This window comes from Oligella ureolytica DSM 18253 (genome assembly GCF_000373745.1).
In the GTDB taxonomy this organism is placed as follows: Bacteria; Pseudomonadota; Gammaproteobacteria; order Burkholderiales; family Burkholderiaceae_B; genus Oligella; species Oligella ureolytica.
Genome location: NZ_KB892279.1, coordinates 68,954 through 91,783 on the forward strand (window position 1 = coordinate 68,954; position 22,830 = coordinate 91,783).

A 22,830-nucleotide genomic window follows, 5' to 3' on the forward strand; every position below is an offset into this window, starting at 1 on the left:
CAACCGCTTATTTTATAGCAAGTCTTTCGGTTGAATTGAATTCTTTCTCCTAATACATTTATTTATAGTTTTATGACCTTAAATATCACTGATAAACGCTCAGAACAATTACACCAATGGTTGTCTCAGCATACTGACAAATACCTATTTGACATCGAAAGTCTCCGCGTCGCCTCGGCAGATGCCAGCTTCAGAAGCTACTATCGCATTGTCAGTAACGCGTTTAACAAAACCCTTATTATTATGGACGCTCCTCCGGCACAAGAAAACTGTGCTGCATTTTGTGATATCGCCCGTTTACTCGACCAGCACGGTGTCAATGTGCCAAAAATCCTCGAAGAAGATCAGCAACTTGGCTTCTTACTACTGTCCGATCTTGGTGATTGCACCTATTATCAAGCCATACAAAACGGCCTTGATGACAATAAGCTACAAACTATTTACCGTGAAGCTTTAGATGCCTTGGTGCTCATCCAGCAAACCCCAGCAGCGCATCTACCTCCTTATGATGCGCCACGTCTGCGCGAAGAGATGAATCTTTTCGAAGAGTGGTATGTTAAAAAACACAAAGAAAACGAGTTGACTGAAAAAGAAAAACAAAGGCTCTACCCCGTACTAGATGCACTCGCTGAGTTCAACGCTAAGGAACCGCAAGTATTCGTACATAGAGACTTCCATTCACCTAATTTGATGCTTGTTGAGTCAAGTGCCGACAAAAGCAACCCCGCTGTGATCGACTTCCAAGATGCGCTATATGGCCCCCTATCTTATGATGTGGCTTCTCTAGTGATGGATGCTCGTACTACTTGGGAGGAACCTCAGCAACTTGATTGGGCTATTCGTTATTGGGAAAAGGCGCGTGCTGCCGGTTTGCCTGTACCGGAATCATTCGGTCAGTTTCATCGCCACTATGAGGCAATGAGCCTACAGCGTAATCTACGTATTTTAGGCGTTTTCGCACGCTTAGCCTTACGCGACAATAAGCAGCATTACCTTGACCATATCCCCCGCGTAACAGCCTATATTAGGCAAGTTGCCAATCGCTATGATGAGTACGCAATTATCGCTCGCATCTTAGATCGTCTTGACAACATCACTCTAGAAGCGGGGTACACGTTTTGATTCAGGCAATGATATTGGCAGCCGGTCGTGGCGAGCGCATGCGCCCTCTGACAGACCACGCACCCAAGCCCTTACTTGAGGTAGCCGGCAAACCGCTTATCGTCCATCACATCGAACGACTACAAGCAGTAGGCATTACTGATATTGTCATCAATCATGCATGGCTAGGCTCTAAAATAGAAGACTACCTAGGTGACGGCTCTCAATATGGGGTGAGCATTGTTTATTCTCCCGAAGGTGAGGAGGGTTTAGAAACCGCCGGGGGTATTGTTAACGCCCTACCTTTGCTTGGTGACTATGCTTTTTTAGTGATTAACGGCGATGTCTGGTGCGATTGGAATCCACTGGAAGCAATGGCCCATGTCAATGCGATCGACAATGGTGCAGCCCAAGCTTGGTTACTCTTAGTGGATAATCCTGAGCATAACCCCACCGGTGATTTTGTTTTAAAGCCCAATGCCAAAGTACAACCAAAAAACGCTTTGACTGATGCAACTGACGCACTAACCTTCGCCGGCATCGGAGTGTATCACCCGAGCTTATTTAAAGGCATTACACCTGGAACAAAAGCACCATTAGCGCCCCTGCTCAAGGTAGCAATGATGACACAACAGGTAGCAGGCCAACATTTTCAAGGCGAATGGGTAGATGTTGGAACCCCTGAGCGTTTAGCATCACTTAACAACAAACTCAGCCAACTGGAAAATTAAGTAGGAAATAGGAAAAATCTTTATGTTTAGATCGTCAAATCGAGCCTTTAAACCTTCTGTTTATGAAACCGGCAGCCGTCGCAAGCGTGGGATGCCACGTTGGATGGTCGTACTTTTTACAGGAGTCATTATAGGCGCAGGCGGATTTTGGTTTTTACAAACAAATTATGGCCCAACGCGCATTACAGTAGAAGAGTCACAGCAACTAAACCAGCAAATCACCAACCTGAACCAAGAGCAATACGCCCTACAAGCTCGTGGCGAAGAGCTGAGCCAGAACTTGCAGCAAACCGAAAATGAAAATAGTCGCTTACTGGCGCAACACGAACAAAATCAACAACAAATCACCTCACTCAAAGAAGAAATCGATTTATTAAAACGCGCTATTCCCCAAGACCCAAGCGGCACACCGGTCGGCTTACGCCATGCCACCTTAGAAGCAGAATTAGGAAAACTGCACTATGATTTGCTGTTGATGAAACGCGATGAAAATGCACAAGATTTTCATGTTACTATCGAAGCGAATGTTGAAGGACGCTATCGTAATGGCCGCTTAGGTCGAGCTACGCCGGAACCGTTTACAGCCACCGTTGGCAGCATGAGTCAACTTGCCGGTGAACTTGAATACCCGGAGCCACAGCGCACATTAACCGCCACCGTTGTCACGTTCACTGTCAAAGACAGTAACAGCGGTGAAGTGTTGGGTCGTCGCACCTTTAACGTCAACTAAGCCATTTCAATTGATTTCGCAAGCTTGTCTAAGCCTTCTCAAATCCCCATAATAGTAGAAAGTAAGGAGTAAGCTTGTGAAAAAAATTCTTGTTGTCGATGACGATCCTGATTTACGTCAATTATTATCTGACTATTTAAACCGTCATGGTTATGATTCGTTATTAGCTGAAGATGCGACAGGCCTAGAGCAACTTATCATTCGCTTTGCGCCTGACTTAGTGATTCTTGACCGTATGATGCCGGGCGGTGATGGGGTTGACGCCTGCCGTCGCCTACGTGCTGTCGATGAGGATATTCCCATTATCCTTCTAACTGCAAAAGATGAACCCATTGATCGTATTATTGGCCTCGAATCCGGCGCTGATGACTACGTGGGCAAGCCCTTTGATCCTCGCGAACTTTTAGCTCGCATTGAGGCAGTACTGCGCCGCAAAGAAGGCCCTTCTGCCCTAACCAAAGACCAACCGGTTCACTTTGGTCCTTTCATTTTTGACCCGCAGCGCCGCCAACTCAGCAAAGATGGCAACGCAGTCAAACTAACCGGTGGTGAGATTAATTTATTAGAAGCGCTGGTCACAAGCCCCGGCAAACCGCTCAGTCGCGACCGCTTACTGAGCTTAGCACGTGACGACGAAACCGGTGAACGCAATGATCGCGCCATTGATATCGCCATTTTGCGTTTACGAAGAGCCATCGAAAGCGACCCTAAAAACCCACGTTGGATACAAACAGTGTGGGGCGTAGGCTATCGATTTTCCCCTTAATTTTAGAAATGACGTGTTAACACACAACTCTCGTCGCATTAATGAGCAACAAACTTAAAAAGCGTTTTAGTTTAAAAAAGGCCTGGCCTTTTTCTCTACGCTTCCAAACAATCTTATTAATTTTATTTACCATCATTAGTGTACAAATGATGAATTTATACATTGCTCAGGAATTGCGAGAGAGTTACTCCCAAAATGTCATCGTTAACCACCTTAGCTCAACGATCAGAGTACTACGGGCATCATTAGACAATACCCCAAAAGAACGGCGAAAGGAATTTGTGCACACCGCTTCCTTGGGCCAGTGGGAGTATTTGGAGCGTCCGCTCCCCCAAGACAGCTATACATCTTGGGCGCGCGGCAAACGACGCCATGAAGGTGGCAGACTGGAAAAACCAAAACGCAAACCTCCTCACAATAAACCCTCCGGATTGGCCAAAATGGTTCGCCAGCTCAACCAAGAGTTTAATGACGGCACACGGATTGCCCTCAGTCGAGGTGAACGCCCGGCCTTATTTATTTCTCTTGTTCCCACTGCCGAACCCGGTCAGCTGGGTCAAACCAGAGATTGGTTAGTCGTGCCTCTTAACCGTATTGAAGCGCCCGACACCTCTCACCTTTATCTATTGTGGCTGGCTGTCTCTTTCGCCCTTCTCGTACTTAGCTTGTGCTTCAGTTGGTACCTCACCCGACCTCTTACACGCTTAAGCCAAGCAGTTGAACAGGTAGCTAAAGGACAAACAGCCTATGTAAAACCATCCGGACCACGTGAAACACAGCAATTAGGTTTACAGTTTAATAGCATGCAGCATAGCCTCAACGAATCTAAAGAGGTTCAACAAACACTGCTTGCCGGTTTACCACACGATTTAAAAAGTCCCTTAGCACGTATCTGGCTACGCCTTGAAATGACGGAGGACGAAAACCTCAAAGAGGGCATGCGCAAAGATCTTCAAGAAATGCAAGCGATTATCAACCAATTTATCACTTATGTTCGGGGCTCCGATCCTACCAGCTACCAATTAGTCAGCCTAGACATCTGTCAATGGCTTAGCGAGCGTATCAATTCTTGGCAAGATGCAGGTGCAGATGTACAGCTATTACAGCTACCAACACCTGAGTCTTGTGCTATTAAAGCTGATAAATTAGCCCTCGATCGCCTACTCGACAATCTCATCGGCAATGCACTAAAGCACGGTGAAGCGCCTGTTGAGGTCGAGGCTAGGGTTATGCCTGATAACAAAACACTTTATATCAGCGTGAGCGATCACGGTAAAGGTATCCCTGCAGAGCAGCGAGAGGAAGCGTTAAGAGCCTTTTCTCGTTTGGACAAAGCACGCACCAAAACCGGTAGTGTAGGACTCGGTCTGGCGTTAGTAGAGCAAATTGTCATTTCTCATGGAGGCCGCTTGGAATTAAACGATCATGAATCCGGTGGATTACGTGTCGATATTTACTTTCCACTATCTTAATTGAACGTGTATACCCTCCGAGTATGGCACAATGTAGGGTGTTATTTAAATTTAATTAATCTGTATTTATCATCTATGAGTGCATCTAATTCAGACGTACCTGTTTCAAATTTTCTGCGCACTATTATTGAAAAAGATCTAAGCGCAAATAAATTTCAAAATAAGCGTTGGGCCGGGAAACCTGGGCCTTTATCTATGCAACAAGATGCTCCAAAAGATCTTGCGCGTATTCGCACACGTTTCCCGCCTGAGCCTAACGGCTTTTTACATATTGGTCACGCCAAAAGTATTTGCCTTAACTTCGGTTTAGCGCGCGACTATGCCGGTCAGTGTCACCTACGTTTTGACGACACCAATCCCGAAAAAGAGGAGCAAGCCTATGTTGACAGTATTATCGATACGGTCAAGTGGTTAGGCTTTGATTGGAACTACGGTGATAGCGAGCATTTATACTACGCCAGTGACTACTTCCAGTACTTCTATGAGTTCGCTCTTGCCCTCATCGAAAGTGGCGATGCTTATGTCGACGAGCAAACGCAAGAGGAAATTCGCGAAAACCGCGGCACCCTTACTACGCCCGGCGTCGATTCACCATGGCGTAATCGTCCTGTCGAAGAGTCACTAAAGCTCTTTATTGAAATGCGTGACGGTAAACATCCCAACGGCAGCCTATGCTTGCGCGCCAAAGTTGACATGGCATCACCAAATATCAACATGCGCGATCCAGTCATTTACCGTATTCGTCATGAAGCTCATCATCGTACCGGTTCAGATTGGCCAATTTATCCTATGTACACCTACGCGCACCCCCTAGAGGATGCGCTAGAGATGATCACGCATAGTATTTGTACTTTGGAATTTGAAGATCAACGCCCATTTTACGATTGGGTGATTGATAAACTTATTGCGCTTGGCCATTTACCTAAGCACCGACCTCATCAGTATGAGTTCGCTCGCTTAAACTTAAATCATGTCGTCACCAGTAAGCGCAAACTCAAGAAATTGGTCGATGAAAACCTCGTCAGCGGCTGGGATGACCCACGTATGCCGACAATCATGGGCTTACGTCGTCGTGGTTACACGCCGGAATCTATTCGCCTTTTCTGCGAACGTATCGGTGTATCAAAGGCAGATTCTCGTATTGACTATAATATTCTTGAACAAGCATTACGTGACGACTTAGACCCTAAAGTCGATCGCAGCGTTGCCGTGCTTGATCCGCTTAAATTGATTATTACCAATTACCCGGAGGGTCAATCAGAGTTGTGTCGTGCACCAAAGCATCCGCACAACCCTGAGCAAGGTACCCGCGAATTCTTATTTAGTCGTGAGCTCTGGATTGAACGTGAAGACTTTATGGAAGATCCACCCAAAAAGTACTTCCGCCTTTTCCCGGGCAACCTGGTTCGCTTAAAGTACGGTTACATCGTTAAATGTACCGGCTTTAAAAAAGATGAAAACGGTCAAATCCTTGAGGTTTATGCTGAGTATTTACCTGACACAAAAAGCGGCACACCGGGAGCCAACAGCGTCAAGGTCAAAGGCAACATCACATGGATCAGCATAGAGCACGCACAAGCTGTCGAGGTCAAACTCTATGACCGTCTATTTACGGTAGAAAACCCCGATGCCGGTGACCAGGATTTCCTCGAACTCCTCAATCCGAACTCAGTTAAAACGGTACAAGCTTTTATTGAGCCGGGCACAGAGATCACGCCGGGCGCTCGCTGGCAGTTTGAGCGATTAGGTTATTTCTATGTTGATGTTGATCCACAAGACACAAGCAAGATGGTCATCAACCGTAGCACTACCCTACGTGATAATTGGGTATAGAGCAGACGTTTTATTTAATTTTTAAATGGACACAAGCGTGAGTAATCAAGCAGCATCGGTTTTACAACTCAAAGGCGGATTTATCTATACTCTGCGATTGATTTTGCAAAGTAATGACATTGAAGAAATTAAGAAATCGCTAGAAGAAAGGCTAGCCAACACGGGCAGTCTTTTTTTAAACGAACCCTTAATCATTGATGTTAATGGAATCGAAGCGCCCTTAGCATGGGCAGAGCTCATTGATTTTTTAGAAAGTAAAAATCTTCCCGTCATTGGCGTTAGCGCACAGGGTGAGCTCTTAGAGCAAGCTAAGGGTCGCGGACTCTATATTATTGATGTAGACAACCTACCTAGCCGGGAAGCACCTGAGCCTAGCCCTACGGATGAGCCGGTAGTCCTAGAAGCAAGTCCGCAACCCGCTTCTCAAGACCCCGATCATAAAAAGCAAGCGCTGGAGGAACAAGTCAGTCCGACCATGGTCCTCAAGCGTCAACTACGCTCAGGTCAGCGAGTTTATGCGCGTAACGCCGATTTAATTGTCATTGGTGCAGTCAGTCGCGGTGCAGAAATTATTGCCGACGGCAATATCCACGTCTATGGCCCTTTACGTGGTAGAGCCATCGCTGGTGCTCGTGGCAACACAAGCGCTCGTATCTTCACATCACATTTAGACGCGGAGTTAGTAGCAATTGCTGGTATTTATCGTTTGATTGACCAGGACTTCTCAACAGAAATTCATAAGCAACCAGTAATTATTGAATTAGAACATGAATCGCTACTCTTTCATCAAGGTGACGATCTAAACTAAAAAAGCAAATAGACCATATGCAATAATGTATTACAAGTACATGGAAGCATATACACACAGCTTAATTTTCAGTTAAGATAATATCCAAATTTTTATAAATAGGAACCTTTATGGCACGTATTATTGTTGTAACTTCTGGAAAAGGTGGCGTAGGTAAAACCACCACAAGTGCCAGCTTTGCAGCTGGCTTAGCCATGCACGGTCACAAAACTGCCGTTATCGACTTCGATGTGGGTTTACGTAATCTAGACTTAATTATGGGTTGTGAACGTCGTGTAGTATATGACTTCATTAATGTGATTAGCGGTGAAGCCACCCTCAATCAAGCACTCATTAAGGATAAGTTACTAGACAATTTATACATTTTGCCAGCGTCACAAACTCGCGATAAAGACGCGCTCACCATCGAGGGAGTGGGTAAGGTCTTAGACGACTTAAAAACCATGGATTTTGAGTATATTGTTTGTGACTCTCCTGCCGGTATTGAAGCCGGAGCGCTGATGGCTGCTTATTATGCTGATGACGCCCTGGTCGTGACCAATCCTGAGGTTTCCTCAGTACGTGACTCCGATCGCATCCTTGGTATTTTATCTTCTAAATCTAAGCGTGCAGAAACCTCTGAAGAGCCCATTAAGGAGCATCTCATCATCACGCGCTACAACCCAAGACGCGTAGAAGAAGGCGATATGCTGTCAATCAAGGACATCGAGGATATTTTACGTATCAAATTAATTGGCGTCGTTCCGGAATCTGATGATGTTATCCAAGCGTCCAACACAGGCTCGCCCGTCATTCATCTCAAGGAAAGTGTCGTCGCTCAAGCCTATCAGGATATTGTTGACCGCTACTTGGGCACAGAGAAACCAATGCGCTTTACAACTCATGAAAAAGCCGGTTTATTTAAGCGCCTTTTCGGAGGTAAATAGCTGATGTCTTTAATTAAATTATTATTAGGTGAAAGAAAAAAGTCCAACTCGGCAAAAATTGCCAAGGAGCGTATTAGCTTTGTTTTAGTACGTGATGCCAATGACGGCCCGGATTTTTTACCCGAGCTACAAAAAGAACTGATTCAAGTCATCTCTAAATACGTCAAAGTCAATCAGGATGATATTAAAGTCTCCCTTGATAAGCAAGACAACTTAGAGGTATTAGAAGTCAAGATAGAAATGAGTCAAGAAGAGATTAACGCAGCCAAAGAGGCTAAAAACGAATCGACCACCTAACTTAGTCGCGTTGCTTACACCGAAGCAGTTAGCTCTCAAACAACAATAGCCGGATAATATTAATTATCCGGCTATTGTTTTTAAAACTTAACTTAGCGCTAATTGCCAGTTTATTACTTGCCGACTTGGTTACCGATAAGGCCACCGACAGCAGCCCCTCCCACGGTACCCCAGCCGTCACCGTCAGTAATTAACGCACCGGCACCGGCACCAATGGCAGCCCCGGCAACTGTGCTTCTATCACGGCTGGACATATGCCCACAGGCCGCTAAACTACCAACAAGTGCAGCTAAAACAACATATTTGCCAATTTTATTCTTCACAACTGACCCCTCTAATATAATACTCGGCGCTATCTATAGATAGCGCCATAAAAATACTATTTACCTACTTGGTTACCAATGATGCCGCCGACCGCTGCACCACCGACCGTACCCCAACCGCTACCACCGGTTAAAATAGCTCCGGCACCACCGCCAATGGCGGCCCCGGCAACCGTGCTCTTATCACGAGTAGACATATGGCCGCAGGCGCTAAGACTACCAACGAGTGCAGCTAATACAAGATATTTACCAATTGTGACTTTCATAACACACCTCTTATAATTTAATACTTATAATTTTCAAAACTGAAAAATCTAAACTTGCACAGTGAGTTCAAAGGCCACTGCGACAACTTATTACCAGTAAGTTAACCCAAGTGACAAGTAAATACTATTTAAATACTTATATAAATGTATCTATATGAAAAAATACCGTGCGCTGTATTTTATTTTAAAGATTTAAAACGAATACGCTTAGGCTTGGCAGCTTCTTCACCCAATCGACGCTTTTTATCTTCTTCATATTCCTGATAATTACCCTCAAAGAAATACAGCTGTGAATCACCCTCGTACGCCAAGATATGTGTAGCAATACGGTCTAAGAACCAACGGTCATGGCTAATCACCATCACTGTACCGGCGAACTCAAGTAAGGCATCTTCAAGCGCTCGTAGCGTCTCAACATCCAGGTCGTTAGATGGTTCATCAAGTAAAAGGACATTACCGCCACTAATGAGTGTCTTAGCTAAGTGCAAGCGACCTCTCTCACCACCGGATAACTCACCGGTAATTTTACTTTGATCTGAGCCTTTGAAATTAAAGCGTCCTAAGTATGCTCTGGATGACATCTCAAACCGACCGACAGTCAAAATATCTTGACCGTCAGAGATCACTTCAAATACCGATTTACCATCTTCCAAACTGTCACGTGATTGATCAACATAAGCCAACTTGACCGTTTGACCAATTTTGACCTCACCACTGTCCGGCTGCTCTTGGCCTGCAATCATACGGAATAACGTGGATTTACCGGCACCGTTAGGGCCGACAATACCAACAATCGCACCAGCAGGCACTTTGAAGCTTAAGTCATCAATCAATAGACGGTCGCCGAAGCCTTTAGAAACATTAACAAACTCAATAACCTCTTGGCCTAAGCGCTCTGCTACCGGTATAAAAATCTCTTGGGTTTCATTACGACGCTGATACTCATGTGAAGACAACTCTTCAAAACGCGCAAGACGTGCTTTGGATTTTGCTTGGCGAGCTTTAGGGTTTTGACGAACCCACTCTAACTCTCGCTTAATCGTACGCTGACGCGCACTCTCCGCCGCCTCTTCAAGCTTTAAACGGTCTTCCTTTTGCTCTAACCAAGAGGTGTAGTTACCCTTCCATGGAATACCATGACCGCGGTCAAGCTCAAGAATCCACTCCGCTGCATTGTCTAAGAAATAACGGTCGTGCGTAACAGCCACCACTGTACCCGGGAATTTTTGCAAGAAGATCTCCAGCCACTCAACACTCTCCGCATCTAGGTGGTTGGTTGGTTCATCTAACAACAACATATCCGGCTTTGACAATAATAAACGACAAAGCGCCACGCGACGCTTCTCACCACCGGATAAGTGCTCAACTTTAGCGTCCCAAGGGGGTAGGCGTAAGGCATCTGCAGCGATTTCCAATTGATGATCAAGATCGTCGCTACCGGCAGTTGCGGCTGCAGAAATAATCGCTTCCAGCTCTGCCTGTTCAGCCGCTAAGGCATCAAAATCCGCATCGGGCTCGGCATATTCAGCATATACCTCATCAAGACGCTTGCGAGCGGCAAACACCTCTCCTAATCCATCTTCAACCGACTCACGAACAGTATGCTCCGGGTTAAGCTGAGGCTCTTGCGGCAAATAGCCAATACTAATGCCCGGCATGGGGATAGCCTCACCGTCAATCTCTTTATCAAGGCCGGCCATAATTTTAAGTAAAGTCGATTTACCGGAGCCATTGAGACCAAGCACACCGATTTTTGCGCCCGGAAAAAATGATAAGGAGATATCTCTTAAGATTTGACGTTTGGGTGGGACTGTTTTACCCACACGATTCATTGTGTAAACAAATTGCGCCATAAATAATTAAAATAAAATAGTTTTAAAATACCAGCTAATTGTAATCAATACAGATTAAATCTGTTGTAAAGACAGCCATTTAGATACTTATTCTGCCCAAAATGACTTAGACTTAAGCAGTATGACATATTAATATTAATCGTTTTATAGAGTGACCTTTGCTTACAGCAAAAATTGATATGAAGAAATTATTCACAGAAGAAGAACTAGACGCCTTAGCCAAAACTGCCGATGTACTGAGTGCGTGGACCGGCAAGTGCATATTGTGCGAAAAAAACATCACGGATGAAGGCCTTGAAGTTGCCATCTTCGCCCAGGTTTTAGACAGTAATGAAGCAACCAAAAACCCTGCCGACGCCGATGAAAGTGTCGAGACTCATGCCATTGAAGACAAAGAAGAAGGACAGTTCCTGCTGCTAGGTGGCGCTGATTCAAGTATCCTCGGCAATGCCGGCGGCCTCACAGATATCAACACCCAAATCTACGAATGTCGACTTCTTTTTAGCATTATGTTTAACGCTGAAGAAGGACAATTTGAAGAGCGCTTTCTGCTTGTCAATGATGAGTTTGAGCTCGTCACCACCTCCGATAACATTGAGGACTTAGTCCCCTTCAGTCTTAGAGAAGTTGATGATCTTGACGACTGGGAGGACGAGGATTGGGATGATGACGGTGGTGATCAGGATGGCGAACATGATGATGCGCTCAGCGAAGAAGAATGGCTCGAACGACATCGCCTACCCCCTGACGACAAAGACAGCACGCACTAAAAAACTAGTATATCTATCTTAGGACGTCTTGCAGCCGCTAAGCGCACAGGTGCGATCTCTTAAATAAAGACCCCAACCAATCGGATAGGTCAATGCCACCAGCGCCCAGGCTGCAGGACTTTTTAGACGAACCGTAGGCGGTACCGATTGGCTATCTCTCTTAAGATGCAGACGAAATCGTGTATAGCGAATCGCTGATTTTACAAATTCCAATGGACTCGTAAAAAACCAAGCGATACTTTTATCGAGCGTGTCATGAGCTAACAACAATAAACCCATGGCATGCTGCCCAACATTTGTTGAGCCCTGACGGCTCAAGGAGTCACTCGAATCATAATAAACCCGATACACGTCATTAACAAAACGAGTTAAATAACCTGCACGAGCAATTTTGCGCCAAACAATGCTCTCCGGTACAAAGCCATCATACTCTTCAGGAAATGGGAAGCGACGCAAAATCTCCGTATTTAAACAGCCAAACTTCTCACCCCGAGGGCGATGCTTAAAATACATCTCGATTGAGGTCATATCCATCTGATCATCAATGAACCGATCACCCACTACCTTGCCATCAGGCCGCTGACACAAACCGGTCACCGCAATAAACCCTACGCGCAGCTTCTCCGGAATACTGTACCACGTAGCCCACATCGAGGACAAAGCATCAGGCAGCAAAGTATCATCTGAATCCAAAGCGACAATCAACTCACCTTGAGCAATTGACACGCCATTGTTAAAGGCTGTTTTTTTGTGCTGATTAGGTTGCCAAGCATAGCGAATAGGAATGATATCCTCATCACTCCACCCGGCAACGAGCTCGGCGGTACCATCTGTCGAACCATCATCAATAATAAGCCACTCGAAGTCACCAAAGTCTTGAGCTTTGAGTGATTCATATACCCGTGGCAAGGTGTCAGCCCGATTATAGGTCGGGGTGAGCACGGTAAAACCGTATTGACTCATCATGTTATGTTCTTAAAAATAAATGCTAGATTATCAAATAATCTCTAGTCTAATGGTTTATGGCCTAGCAAAAAGGAACGATTATTAACAAAATATTTCCCTTAAATACCACGAACTTCAACCATTTAGGCACAATCAATCAATAAGTAATAGACTTATAAAATAAAAGGCCACCATAAAATACGGCGGCCTTTTATTATTTATTATTGCTAGCTTGAATAAGCTCAAGCTCAAAAAAGTACTACTTAAGCTTATTTGCTTGGTTAACCTTTTCTAGCATCTTCCAAACACCTTTTGGAGAGTTTGAATATAAACGCTTCAACTCTTTGCTAATGCAACGACGCTCTAACGTGTTACGGCTTGTACGCTTAATTTCTGCCATGTTCGCCTCTAAAATTATTAAACTCTAACCCTAGGATATAGGGTATGTATATATTATCAATACCGGGGGTAATCTCTAATCCTACCATATTTTATTGATATGCTCTAGAAAAGGCTTGATTTTTAATAACACATTAAAAAATATGTCGTCTTTAACGCAAAAGATGATTCATATTACAATAGCATTTAGCTCTTTTTAAAAGCAAAATAGCTTGAAAAGAGTCTCTTCGACCTCATTTATAAGTTCTGCTCAAGAATCTCTTACTATTCCATCCTCGCCTTGACTCCCTTGGTTGTCTCTTGGCTTTGAATTAAATAATTTATGTCATCACAAATCCGTATTTTTGGCGCCCAACAAAACAATCTCAAAAACTTAGACCTCACAATTAATACTCAAGAAATTACAGTATTAACCGGTGTGTCAGGTTCGGGTAAAAGTTCATTAGCGTTTGATACCCTATACGCGGAAGGTCAACGCAAATATGTTGAGACCTTCTCGCCCTACGCGCGTCAATTTCTGGACCGCATGGATAAGCCTCAGGTTGAACGCATCGAAGGAATTTTACCCGCCATTGCGATTGACCAGACAAACCCTGTCAGGACGTCACGCAGCTCGGTAGGAACCATGACGGAGCTCAATGATCACATTAAGTTACTGTATGCACATTCTGCGCATTTATTCTGTAGGCAATGTGCAGCTCCTGTACGCCAAGATACGACTCAATCGATTCAACAGCAACTCGCCGAGCTCAGTCAAAAGCATCATGATCCCAGACTGGTATTGACCTTCCCTATTCTCGTACCGGCCAATTTTAGTGATGACGAAGTCAAAGCTTTCCTAGAGCAGCAGGGCTATACTCGTATTCATCGCGAGGAGGAAACCACACGTCAAATCAATGATAAAAAAACCAAAAAAACAAAACTTGAGGTGATGAAAAGGCTCTACGTCGTGCAGGATAGGTTCCGCTTTTCTAAAGCTGAGCCTGAACGCGTAGTTGAAGCGTTGGAACACGCTCTGAATCATGGGCAAGGCTTTGTTTATGTTTATGCTCTGCTGGAAAATAGCGAGGAGGTAGTATGGCCTTTCAGTCAGCAACTGCACTGCGCACAGTGTGATATCTCTTATCAAAAACCACATGCCAGCACTTTCTCTTTCAACTCCCCTGCCGGTGCCTGCGATCATTGCCGTGGTTTTGGCCGAAGTATGGGGATTGATTATGGCTTAGTGATCCCTGATGAAAGCCTGAGCCTCGCAGAGGGCGCAATACGCCCTTGGCAAACACCTAGTTTCAAGGTACAGCAAGATGACCTCATGAAGTATGCCAAAAAAACAGGTATTCGCACCGATACCGCTTGGCGTGATCTTAATACGGCTGAGAAGCAATGGGTGATTGAGGGAGATCCTGAATGGACCGGCAAAAAAAGCGCTTGGGACACCCAATGGTATGGTGCACAGCGTTTTTTCGATTGGCTGGAAAGCAAATCCTATCGCATGCATGTGCGTATTTTATTGTCAAAATTCAGAAGCTATACGCCCTGCCCTGTATGCCAAGGTTCGCGTCTAAAAGCCGATGCTAACTTGTGGCGCTTAGGCGATGGTCAACAAGCTGACTATGCCGAGGGTCGTTATAAGCGCTTTATGCCGGTCGAAGCCCGCTGGTCAACAAACACCCTGGAGCAACTACCCGGCTTAGCCATTCATGATCTTATGCAGTTGCCGATAGGTCATTTAAGAGATTATTTTAATAGCCCCTATTTTGATGAGCACTCAGATAAAGCCAGTGAATTAGTGCTGACAGAAGTTCGTCATCGCCTACGCTATTTATGTGATGTCGGACTGGATTATTTATCACTCGATAGACAGAGTCGGACGCTTTCAGGTGGTGAGGTACAAAGGATAAACCTTACCACAGCGCTTGGCACCTCCTTGGTCAATACCTTATTTGTGCTGGACGAACCCTCTATTGGCTTACACCCTCACGACATGGGTCGTATTGTTGAGGTCATGCAGCGTCTACGTGACGCCGGCAACACTCTCGTTGTCGTTGAGCACGACCCCCAAGTGATGGTTGCGGCTGATCGCATTTTAGAGATTGGCCCCGGTCCCGGCGAACGTGGCGGTCATATTGTCTTTGACGGCACCCCCGACGACCTACGCAGTGCCGACACCCTGACCGGCAAATACCTAGGAAACCAGTTAAGAGTCGAAGCACCGCTACCGATGAAGGTCAGCGCTCAAACGCCAAAGCTTATACTGGAAGGCGTAAACCATAATAACTTAACAAATGTCGATGTTGCTTTTCCGCTTAATCGCCTTGTTTGTGTTGCCGGCGTATCGGGTTCAGGGAAATCCACCCTCATCCAAGATGTGCTCTACCCTGCGCTGCTAAAGCATTTCGGAGAGCCCACTGAGTCTCCGGGTGAATACACACACTTATTAGGCGCAGAGCAACTCGCCTCCGTAGTGATGGTCGATCAGAGTCCGATCGGCAAAACTGCTCGCTCGAACCCGGCCAGTTATGTCGGCGCCTTTAATGCCATTCGTAATCTTTTTGCTCAAGCTCCCATGAGTCTTGAGCGCGGTTACAAACCGGGCACATTCAGCTTTAATAGTGGTGATGGTCGCTGCCCTACCTGCAAAGGAACCGGCTTTGAGCATATTGAAATGCAATTCCTGTCGGATGTGTATTTACGTTGCCCGGATTGCCACGGCAAACGCTTTAGAGATGAGGTGTGTGAGGTACGTGTTGAGCACCTAGGCCAATCCGCCTCCATCGATGATGTACTGGAAATGACAGTTTATCAAGCTTTAGAGTTCTTCAAAGGCTTAAGAGAAGTGCAGACTGCATTACAACCACTCATTGATGTGGGCTTAGAGTATGTCAAGCTGGGTCAACCGGTACCCACTTTATCCGGAGGTGAGGCACAGCGCCTCAAATTAGCGGGTCACTTAGCAGAAGCTTCTCGAAGCCGCACCAAGGGCAAGCAGTTAGCCCTCAAAGGCTCATTATTTTTATTTGATGAGCCAACGACCGGCCTACACTTCGATGATGTCGCACGCCTGATGCAGGCCTTTAGGAAGCTGCTCGCAGCGGGGCATTCGCTGATTATTATTGAGCACAATCTGGATCTGGTACGCGCAGCGGATTGGCTGATTGACCTAGGCCCCGGCGGTGGTGAACATGGGGGTAAAGTACTTGCCCAAGGCACACCCGACACATTAAAGAAACTTCCTAATTCGTATACAGGGCAAGCATTAAATGAGTATGAGGACGATATCGTCCGTAAGGCACACATTAACCACCCAACCCAGCTCATGGCTGCGGACAAAGCCATCGTCTCAGCAGACGCGTACAAAGCAAACAGCAAAGCACAGCGCCGCTCAGCAAGCAATCACATTGAGATTCTCAACGCACGCGAGCACAACCTAAAGGGAATTAATGTAGAAATTCCACGAGACAAATTTACCGTAATTACCGGCGTATCCGGCTCCGGTAAATCCACCTTAGCCTTTGATATTCTCTTCCAAGAAGGCCAACGTCGCTATTTAGAATCACTCAACGCCTATGCTCGTTCCATTGTTCAACCGGCAGGCCAACCTGATGTTGATGCTATTTATGGCATCGCACCTACGGTCGCTATTGAGCAACGAACCAGTCGGGGTGGTTACAAATCGACCGTGGGCACGATGACGGAGATTCACCACTTCTTGCGACTCCTATACGTCAAGCTAGGCACTCAATACTGTCCTTGCTGCCAAGTACCGGTCGAACCACAAAGGCCCGATCAAATTTTGGCTCATATCATGACCCATCATCGCGGTCAGCGAATCGGTATAATGGCTCCCCTAATCGTTGCTCGTAAGGGGTATTACACCGATCTCGCTAAATGGGCAGACAATAAAGGCTACACTCATTTGCGGGTAGATAATGAGTTTATTCCGGTCAACCCATGGCCGCGCCTTGACCGCAACCAAGAACATACCATTGAACTCCCTGTGCTTGATATTATTATTGACCCTGCCAATGAGTCCGAACTGCGTGAGGCCATCAATACTGCACTGACTCACGGTCAAGGACAACTCAGCATCTTGTACGAATTGGATCCTGAGAAACCACTCACACCTGATTATTTAGAACAAAAGCATTTCTCTGTTAAACGTGCCTGCCCGTCTTGTTCAAGAAGCTTCCCTGAACCGGACCCACGGTTGTTCTCTTATAACTCAAAGCACGGTTGGTGCGAAAGCTGTTTTGGTACCGGTTTAAAACTGAAAGACTTTAAAGAAGAACTGACCGGAGAAGAAACATCATGGTTAAATCGTGAGACAGAAGAAGGTGACAGTACCTGTCCAAGCTGTCACGGTGCGCGTATTAATGAAGTAGCACGTAATGTACTCTGGCAAAAGCTACCTATCCATAAACTCAGTGAATACTCAGTCGAGGACTTAGAGGATTTCTTCTTAACGGTAACGATGACTGAACGAGAGCAACAAATTGCTCGCGATGTACTCCATGAAATTCGCAGTCGCTTAAAATTCATGCGCAACGTAGGGCTAAACTATCTAAGCCTAGACCGAGCCGCTCCCACCTTATCGGGCGGTGAGGCTCAACGTATTCGCCTAGCGGCACAGTTGGGCTCTAACCTTCAAGGCGTCTGTTACGTATTGGATGAACCGACAATTGGTCTTCACCCTCGGGATAATCAGATTTTACTCAATGCTCTCAGCCATTTAGAAGGCAACGGCAATACCTTGGTCGTCGTCGAGCATGACGAAGACACCATTAAGCGTGCCCAGCATATTATTGATATGGGCCCGGGCGCCGGCACGCGCGGTGGCACTGTCATTGCCCAGGGCAGTTATGAGGATATTTTAAATTCACCGCAATCACTGACCGGTGAGTTTTTACGTAATCCAATGTCACATCCAATGCAGCCTCGCCGTGACATCCCTAAAAACCACCCAATGGTAGAAATTAAAAAGGCAACACTGCACAATCTGCAAGAGGTTGATGCCGCCATTCCTATCGGTCGACTAACCGTCGTCACTGGCGTATCCGGTTCCGGTAAATCCACCTTAGCTCGCGATGTCTTATTAGAAAATCTTCGCGGTAAAGTCGGTCAGCGAGAGCCTACCACCAATTTTAAGGGCTGTGCAGACATTATCGGCTGGGATAAATTAGAACGCATCCTGGAAGTTGATCAGACACCTATTGGCAAAACGCCACGCTCAACGCCCGCTACCTATATTGGTATTTGGGATGATGTGAGACGTCTATTTGCTCAGACGCGCATGGCGAAGCTTCAGGGTTGGAATGCCTCACGCTTTTCCTTTAACACAGGTGATGGGCGTTGCCCAATGTGTGACGGCCAAGGTATGCGAACCATCGAAATGAGCTTTTTACCTGATGTGAAAGTCAACTGTGAGCTGTGCGAAGGTCAACGCTTCAACCCCGAAACCTTGGCGGTTAAAGTTCGCGATAAAAACATCGGTGATGTCCTCAGCTTAGAAGTTGATGAGGTGATTGATTTCTTTACCGCTCATCCAAAAATCCATCGAGGCTTAAAGTTACTCCAAGATGTCGGCTTAGGCTATTTGACCTTAGGCCAGCCATCGCCTACCCTATCAGGTGGTGAGGCTCAGCGCATTAAGCTAGTGACTGAGTTACTCAAAGCACGCTTAGATGAGGGCATTCATAAAACCGGTCGTGCCTCCAGCGCACCGCATACACTATATGTCTTGGATGAACCGAGCGTCGGTTTATCGATGGCTGATGTGAAAAAGCTCATTCAAGTCATTCACCGTCTGGTCGATGCCGGTAACACTGTTGTTATTATTGAGCACAACTTAGACATTATGGCTGAAGCAGACTGGATTGTAGACTTAGGTCCTGAAGGTGGCACTGAAGGCGGTCAATTAGTTGCGAGCGGTACGCCAGAGCATTTAATGGACCGACACGAACACTCGCACACCGGCGCAGCACTCAAGCAATTCATGGAAAGAAATAATTAGAGGGATTATTAATGAGCAAAAAGAAATTGGTTGTTTTATCCGGCGCCGGCATTTCCGCTGAAAGTGGTTTAAAAACGTTTAGAGACTCCAATGGCTTATGGGAAAATCATCGCGTTGAAGACGTCGCAACGCACGAGGCCTTTAGGCGTGACCCCGAATTAGTGATGCGCTTTTATAATTTACGCCGAGCACAACTTCAGGAGGTTGAACCCAATGATGCTCACAAAATTCTGGCTGCTTTAGAAGATGAGTTTGACGTATATATCATTACCCAAAACGTTGATAACCTCCACGAACGCGGAGGCTCTACCAAGGTACTCCACTTACATGGCGAGCTCTGTAAGGCTCGTCCGGTAGATTCTGAAGAAGAAGGTATCATAGAATGGACCGGTGATTTAAATATCGGCGACGTGGACGAACGCGGTGTACAGCTTCGCCCCCATATCGTTTGGTTTGGTGAGATGGTCCCGGCCATGGAAGAAGCGGCAGAAATCGCCAGTCAAGCTGATATCTTTTTGGTCATCGGGACCTCGATGAAGGTTTACCCGGCAGCGGGCTTAATTGACTTTATCCCATCTCATTGTGAGCTATATGTGATTGATAAGGGATTAGAGAATCACTTTACCCATCAGGAGAACTTCTACCAATTAGGCGCTTCTGAGGGGATGCGTGCACTCAAAAAACGTCTCCTAGACAAAGCGTAAGCTCAGCTTGACACGCTTAGAGGTAAACTCTTAGCGGTAAAAATATCTCAGTACCTGATTCACTGCTGCCAACCCCATCGCAGCAGTGACTGTTACGCATGAACCATAACCGGCACAGGCGAGTCCCTGCGGTCCGCGCAAGACTCCCTCACCTTCCACTTCGCTCTCCGGACCCCAAGGCAATAACGCCGGCTCATTAATCCACACACAAGGCACCCCCATGCTCGGCACTTTTTTTAAAGCTTTGCCTTGTCCATCACTCCCCTTAGCATAGCCATGCTGCTTACGTAATTGCTGACGTATTTTAGCGAGTAAGGCATCATTGCGTGCTTGACTCAAATCAGTAAAATTTAAGGCCAAGCTATTAGACTTACCACCTGCGCCCCCACACATAATAAAGTGTATTCCTAAATCTCGACATACGACCGCCATGGCAATTTTAGCCGCTACTTGATCAGCGCAATCTAACACCACATCAACCGCAGCTGACTCTATCACTGTACGAGCATTGCCAGTATCAACAAAATCATCAATAATCTCTAGCTGCAATTGAGGGTTAATGTCACGCAGACGCTCAGCCATTGCGTAGACTTTGCTCTGACCTAAGGTGCTGGTAAGTGAATGAATCTGACGATTAATATTGGATTCAGAGACCACATCCAAATCCACTAACACCAAACGTCCTATACCGCTCCGGGCCAACGCCTCAGCTGCCCAAGAGCCGACACCACCTATGCCAACCACCATCACAGATTTAGAACCAATGATATTCAGCGCCTCATCACCATACAAACGCTTAAGACCACCAAAACGTCGCTCTAAATCATACTCAGCCATCGTCAAGCTCACTCCCTAAATCCCTTTGCAAGCAGGTTTTAATGCATCTACAAAAAACAGTCAATGCTACAATCAAGGGTCTATTTTAACTTTTTTAATCAAATAAATTCGTGAATAGTAAGTATATTGACTTAAGTCCAAGTCTATTGGCAAAGGCAGAACTACATTTTAAGCACTTTCGTCTGTGGACCGAAGAAGAGCGAGAAGCTTCCTTACAAGAAGCGTTAGCCCAACTGGATGAACTAAAAGATATCTGGGTCTTTGGTTATGCCTCGCTTATTTGGCGTCCTGAGTTTGACTACGTAGAGAATCGCCGTTGCGTGATACAGGGCTACCACCGTTCGCTGTGTCTTTGGTCCAGCGTTAACCGTGGGACCCCAGAGCGTCCCGGTCTGGTGTTTGGTCTAGCAGAATCCGGGCACTGTGAAGGCGCCGTCTACAAACTTCCTAATGAGGATCTACTCAATACAATGCGTCGCTTGTGGAAACGAGAAATGCCAAACAGCTCCTATATCCCCATGTGGCTGGATTGTGAAACCTCCGAAGGCACTGTCAAAGCGTTGGCTTTTGTCATGGATCCGGATGATTACTCCTACGTTGGTGACCTCTCGCCTGAAGAAACTCTTCACGTGGTGTTAGGTGCAACAGGCATCTACGGCCCTTGTACGGAATATGTGCTGGAGACAGCGGATGCCCTCAAAGAAGCAAATATCGATGATCCTGAACTCTACCACCTTGCCGATCTCATTCGTCAACACCTATGAGTCGATTCAACCGGCAGCATCAACGGGCGACTAAAGCGCTGAAGTTAGCTACGCTTCAGTGTAAAATATAACTTTAGTTTAAAGTATATTTTGGAAGAAAAAGCTATGGGTTCAACAGCGCACATGCGCCATCGCTATGAAAAGCTTGAATTACTGGAGCAAGATACCACACAAAACCCTTTTGAACTCTTTGACCGTTGGTTTCAGCTGGCCTGTCAAGACACTGAGCGCGAAGCCAATGCGATGACCTTAGCAACCGTTAACTCGGCTAATGAGCCTGAAGCTCGCATGGTCCTCCTAAAAGAATATAGCGATAAGGGATTTGTCTTCTTTACCAATTATGACTCGCCCAAGGGTGAAGCCATTGCATACAACCCACACGTAAGTTTGTTATTTTTCTGGGTTAAACAAGAGCGTCAAGTCAGGATTAATGGCTTTGCTCACAAGCTCTCAGAGGCAGACTCAACTGAGTATTTTAATAGCCGTCCCTATGGTTCACGCATTGGCGCTTGGGCCTCATTGCAAAGCCAACCCCTCAGTCGCAAAGAGCTCAGCCAACGTTTTGACGACTTCTCTGCTATGTATCCTGACCAAGTGCCTAAGCCTCCGCACTGGGGTGGGTATTTAGTTGTGCCGTCAAAAATAGAGTTTTGGCAAGGTCGCCCGTCGCGTATGCATGATCGATTACTCTACAATAAAGAAAATGACAAGTGGTCAATGACACGCTTAGCACCTTAAGCCTATAATACCTTGTCAATCAATTAAATTTAACTATGTCTATTAAACGTCAAGCTGATTTTAGCGAACAAGATTTCCGACTGGCCCTAGGCCGTTTTGCTACCGGTGTGGCAATCGTTACCACAACAGATCCTGAGAGCAATACTCCTGTGGGACTCACCGTCAGTTCCTTTAACTCGGTATCTCTCAATCCTCCCATGGTTTTGTGGTGTCTGCGTTTGGTTTCCAAAAACCTTGAGTTATTTAAAAACAGCAAGCATTACAACATTCATATTTTAGCTAATGACCAAATTGACTTAGCCATGCAGTTCTCGACTGCCAAGGTACCTAATCGCTTTGAAGGTATTGATTGGGAATTTAGCGAGACAGGCACACCTCTACTTTCTTCCGAATACTGCTCTGCCGTGTTTGAATGTGCCAATGAGCAACACCATGTCGCCGGCGATCACTTGATCATGGTGGGTTATGTAGAGCGCTGTCAGCATACCAATAAATTACCACTGGTTTTCCATGCCGGCACCTTTGACCTAACACCTACCAGTCGTTTTGCAAAATAA

Annotated in this window: 21 protein-coding genes; 15 read left to right on the forward strand and 6 right to left on the reverse strand. The window is 46.0% G+C overall.

The annotated features are described in order from the left end of the window. Positions 1–72 precede the first annotated feature (72 nt). The 9 genes from B092_RS0100300 to minE all read left to right on the forward strand — a co-directional run bounded on the left by B092_RS0100300 (position 73) and on the right by minE (position 8,664). Positions 73–1,122: an aminoglycoside phosphotransferase family protein gene (locus B092_RS0100300; RefSeq protein ID WP_018573244.1), complete on the forward strand. Its 1,050-nt coding sequence runs from the start codon at positions 73–75 to the stop codon at positions 1,120–1,122. After that, entirely contained in the window at positions 1,122–1,832 is a 711-nt protein-coding gene (murU, locus tag B092_RS0100305; protein WP_026253491.1) for an N-acetylmuramate alpha-1-phosphate uridylyltransferase MurU, read from the forward strand. The genes B092_RS0100300 and murU overlap by 1 nt, the downstream gene beginning before the upstream one ends. A gap of 22 nt (positions 1,833–1,854) precedes the next feature. Next, complete coding sequence (locus B092_RS0100310; RefSeq protein ID WP_018573246.1) at positions 1,855–2,562, forward strand: coiled-coil domain-containing protein; 708 nt, start codon at positions 1,855–1,857, stop codon at positions 2,560–2,562. A 76-nt stretch (positions 2,563–2,638) separates the two neighbouring features. Then, on the forward strand, positions 2,639–3,328 hold the full coding sequence (locus B092_RS0100315) for a response regulator (protein WP_018573247.1): 690 nt from the start codon (positions 2,639–2,641) through the stop codon (positions 3,326–3,328). Positions 3,329–3,369: 41 nt separating this feature from the next. Further along, positions 3,370–4,800, forward strand: a complete 1,431-nt coding sequence (locus tag B092_RS0100320) for an ATP-binding protein (protein ID WP_018573248.1) — start codon at positions 3,370–3,372, stop codon at positions 4,798–4,800. Between the two features lie 75 nt (positions 4,801–4,875). Beyond that, positions 4,876–6,633, forward strand: coding sequence for a glutamine--tRNA ligase/YqeY domain fusion protein (locus B092_RS0100325; RefSeq protein WP_018573249.1), 1,758 nt, complete (start codon positions 4,876–4,878; stop codon positions 6,631–6,633). Between the two features lie 37 nt (positions 6,634–6,670). Continuing rightward, positions 6,671–7,441: a septum site-determining protein MinC gene (gene minC, locus B092_RS0100330; protein ID WP_115148615.1), complete on the forward strand. Its 771-nt coding sequence runs from the start codon at positions 6,671–6,673 to the stop codon at positions 7,439–7,441. A 110-nt stretch (positions 7,442–7,551) separates the two neighbouring features. After that, on the forward strand, positions 7,552–8,367 hold the full coding sequence (gene minD, locus B092_RS0100335; RefSeq protein WP_018573251.1) for a septum site-determining protein MinD: 816 nt from the start codon (positions 7,552–7,554) through the stop codon (positions 8,365–8,367). 3 nt (positions 8,368–8,370) lie between these two features. Next, positions 8,371–8,664 (forward strand): cell division topological specificity factor MinE, encoded by a 294-nt coding sequence (gene minE / locus B092_RS0100340; protein ID WP_018573252.1) that lies wholly within the window; start codon positions 8,371–8,373, stop codon positions 8,662–8,664. 113 nt (positions 8,665–8,777) lie between these two features. Here minE and B092_RS0100345 read toward each other — a convergent pair whose 3' ends face one another. The 3 genes from B092_RS0100345 to ettA all read right to left on the reverse strand — a co-directional run bounded on the left by B092_RS0100345 (position 8,778) and on the right by ettA (position 11,106). Continuing rightward, positions 8,778–8,987 carry a glycine zipper 2TM domain-containing protein gene (locus B092_RS0100345; protein WP_018573253.1) on the reverse strand — a complete coding sequence of 70 codons (210 nt, stop codon included), beginning with the start codon at positions 8,985–8,987 and terminating at the stop codon, positions 8,778–8,780. 56 nt (positions 8,988–9,043) lie between these two features. After that, positions 9,044–9,253, reverse strand: coding sequence for a hypothetical protein (locus B092_RS0100350; RefSeq protein ID WP_018573254.1), 210 nt, complete (start codon positions 9,251–9,253; stop codon positions 9,044–9,046). A gap of 179 nt (positions 9,254–9,432) precedes the next feature. Beyond that, positions 9,433–11,106: an energy-dependent translational throttle protein EttA gene (gene ettA / locus B092_RS0100355; protein ID WP_026253492.1), complete on the reverse strand. Its 1,674-nt coding sequence runs from the start codon at positions 11,104–11,106 to the stop codon at positions 9,433–9,435. Positions 11,107–11,285: 179 nt separating this feature from the next. Between ettA and B092_RS0100360 the strand changes: the two genes are divergently transcribed. Beyond that, on the forward strand, positions 11,286–11,876 hold the full coding sequence (locus B092_RS0100360; protein WP_018573256.1) for a hypothetical protein: 591 nt from the start codon (positions 11,286–11,288) through the stop codon (positions 11,874–11,876). An 18-nt stretch (positions 11,877–11,894) separates the two neighbouring features. Here the strand turns inward: B092_RS0100360 and B092_RS0100365 are convergent, their stop codons facing one another. Beyond that, positions 11,895–12,842, reverse strand: a complete 948-nt coding sequence (locus B092_RS0100365) for a glycosyltransferase family 2 protein (RefSeq protein ID WP_018573257.1) — start codon at positions 12,840–12,842, stop codon at positions 11,895–11,897. Between the two features lie 238 nt (positions 12,843–13,080). Then, positions 13,081–13,221, reverse strand: a complete 141-nt coding sequence (locus B092_RS15560; protein ID WP_018573258.1) for a hypothetical protein — start codon at positions 13,219–13,221, stop codon at positions 13,081–13,083. A gap of 321 nt (positions 13,222–13,542) precedes the next feature. Here B092_RS15560 and uvrA point away from each other — a divergent pair, with 321 nt between their 5' ends. Continuing rightward, positions 13,543–19,230, forward strand: coding sequence for an excinuclease ABC subunit UvrA (gene uvrA, locus B092_RS0100375; protein ID WP_018573259.1), 5,688 nt, complete (start codon positions 13,543–13,545; stop codon positions 19,228–19,230). An 11-nt stretch (positions 19,231–19,241) separates the two neighbouring features. Beyond that, entirely contained in the window at positions 19,242–19,934 is a 693-nt protein-coding gene (locus B092_RS0100380; protein ID WP_018573260.1) for a Sir2 family NAD-dependent protein deacetylase, read from the forward strand. A 30-nt stretch (positions 19,935–19,964) separates the two neighbouring features. Here the strand turns inward: B092_RS0100380 and B092_RS0100385 are convergent, their stop codons facing one another. After that, positions 19,965–20,771: a tRNA threonylcarbamoyladenosine dehydratase gene (locus tag B092_RS0100385; protein WP_040607930.1), complete on the reverse strand. Its 807-nt coding sequence runs from the start codon at positions 20,769–20,771 to the stop codon at positions 19,965–19,967. A gap of 110 nt (positions 20,772–20,881) precedes the next feature. Between B092_RS0100385 and B092_RS0100390 the strand changes: the two genes are divergently transcribed. The 3 genes from B092_RS0100390 to B092_RS0100400 all read left to right on the forward strand — a co-directional run bounded on the left by B092_RS0100390 (position 20,882) and on the right by B092_RS0100400 (position 22,830). Then, complete coding sequence (locus B092_RS0100390; RefSeq protein WP_018573262.1) at positions 20,882–21,535, forward strand: gamma-glutamylcyclotransferase; 654 nt, start codon at positions 20,882–20,884, stop codon at positions 21,533–21,535. A gap of 105 nt (positions 21,536–21,640) precedes the next feature. Continuing rightward, complete coding sequence (gene pdxH, locus B092_RS0100395; protein ID WP_018573263.1) at positions 21,641–22,273, forward strand: pyridoxamine 5'-phosphate oxidase; 633 nt, start codon at positions 21,641–21,643, stop codon at positions 22,271–22,273. Positions 22,274–22,308: 35 nt separating this feature from the next. Continuing rightward, positions 22,309–22,830 (forward strand): flavin reductase family protein, encoded by a 522-nt coding sequence (locus tag B092_RS0100400; protein WP_018573264.1) that lies wholly within the window; start codon positions 22,309–22,311, stop codon positions 22,828–22,830.

Coding starts and splice junctions, on each gene's coding strand:
- B092_RS0100300 (WP_018573244.1), top strand. CDS start 73: ATGACCTTAAATATCACTGATAAACGCTCAGAACAATTACACCAATGG.
- B092_RS0100310 (WP_018573246.1), top strand. CDS start 1,855: ATGTTTAGATCGTCAAATCGAGCCTTTAAACCTTCTGTTTATGAAACC.
- B092_RS0100320 (WP_018573248.1), top strand. CDS start 3,370: ATGAGCAACAAACTTAAAAAGCGTTTTAGTTTAAAAAAGGCCTGGCCT.
- B092_RS0100325 (WP_018573249.1), top strand. CDS start 4,876: ATGAGTGCATCTAATTCAGACGTACCTGTTTCAAATTTTCTGCGCACT.
- minD (WP_018573251.1), top strand. CDS start 7,552: ATGGCACGTATTATTGTTGTAACTTCTGGAAAAGGTGGCGTAGGTAAA.
- minE (WP_018573252.1), top strand. CDS start 8,371: ATGTCTTTAATTAAATTATTATTAGGTGAAAGAAAAAAGTCCAACTCG.
- B092_RS0100350 (WP_018573254.1), bottom strand. CDS start 9,253: ATGAAAGTCACAATTGGTAAATATCTTGTATTAGCTGCACTCGTTGGT.
- ettA (WP_026253492.1), bottom strand. CDS start 11,106: ATGGCGCAATTTGTTTACACAATGAATCGTGTGGGTAAAACAGTCCCA.
- B092_RS0100360 (WP_018573256.1), top strand. CDS start 11,286: ATGAAGAAATTATTCACAGAAGAAGAACTAGACGCCTTAGCCAAAACT.
- B092_RS0100365 (WP_018573257.1), bottom strand. CDS start 12,842: ATGATGAGTCAATACGGTTTTACCGTGCTCACCCCGACCTATAATCGG.
- B092_RS15560 (WP_018573258.1), bottom strand. CDS start 13,221: ATGGCAGAAATTAAGCGTACAAGCCGTAACACGTTAGAGCGTCGTTGC.
- uvrA (WP_018573259.1), top strand. CDS start 13,543: ATGTCATCACAAATCCGTATTTTTGGCGCCCAACAAAACAATCTCAAA.
- B092_RS0100380 (WP_018573260.1), top strand. CDS start 19,242: ATGAGCAAAAAGAAATTGGTTGTTTTATCCGGCGCCGGCATTTCCGCT.
- B092_RS0100385 (WP_040607930.1), bottom strand. CDS start 20,771: ATGGCTGAGTATGATTTAGAGCGACGTTTTGGTGGTCTTAAGCGTTTG.
- pdxH (WP_018573263.1), top strand. CDS start 21,641: ATGGGTTCAACAGCGCACATGCGCCATCGCTATGAAAAGCTTGAATTA.
- B092_RS0100400 (WP_018573264.1), top strand. CDS start 22,309: ATGTCTATTAAACGTCAAGCTGATTTTAGCGAACAAGATTTCCGACTG.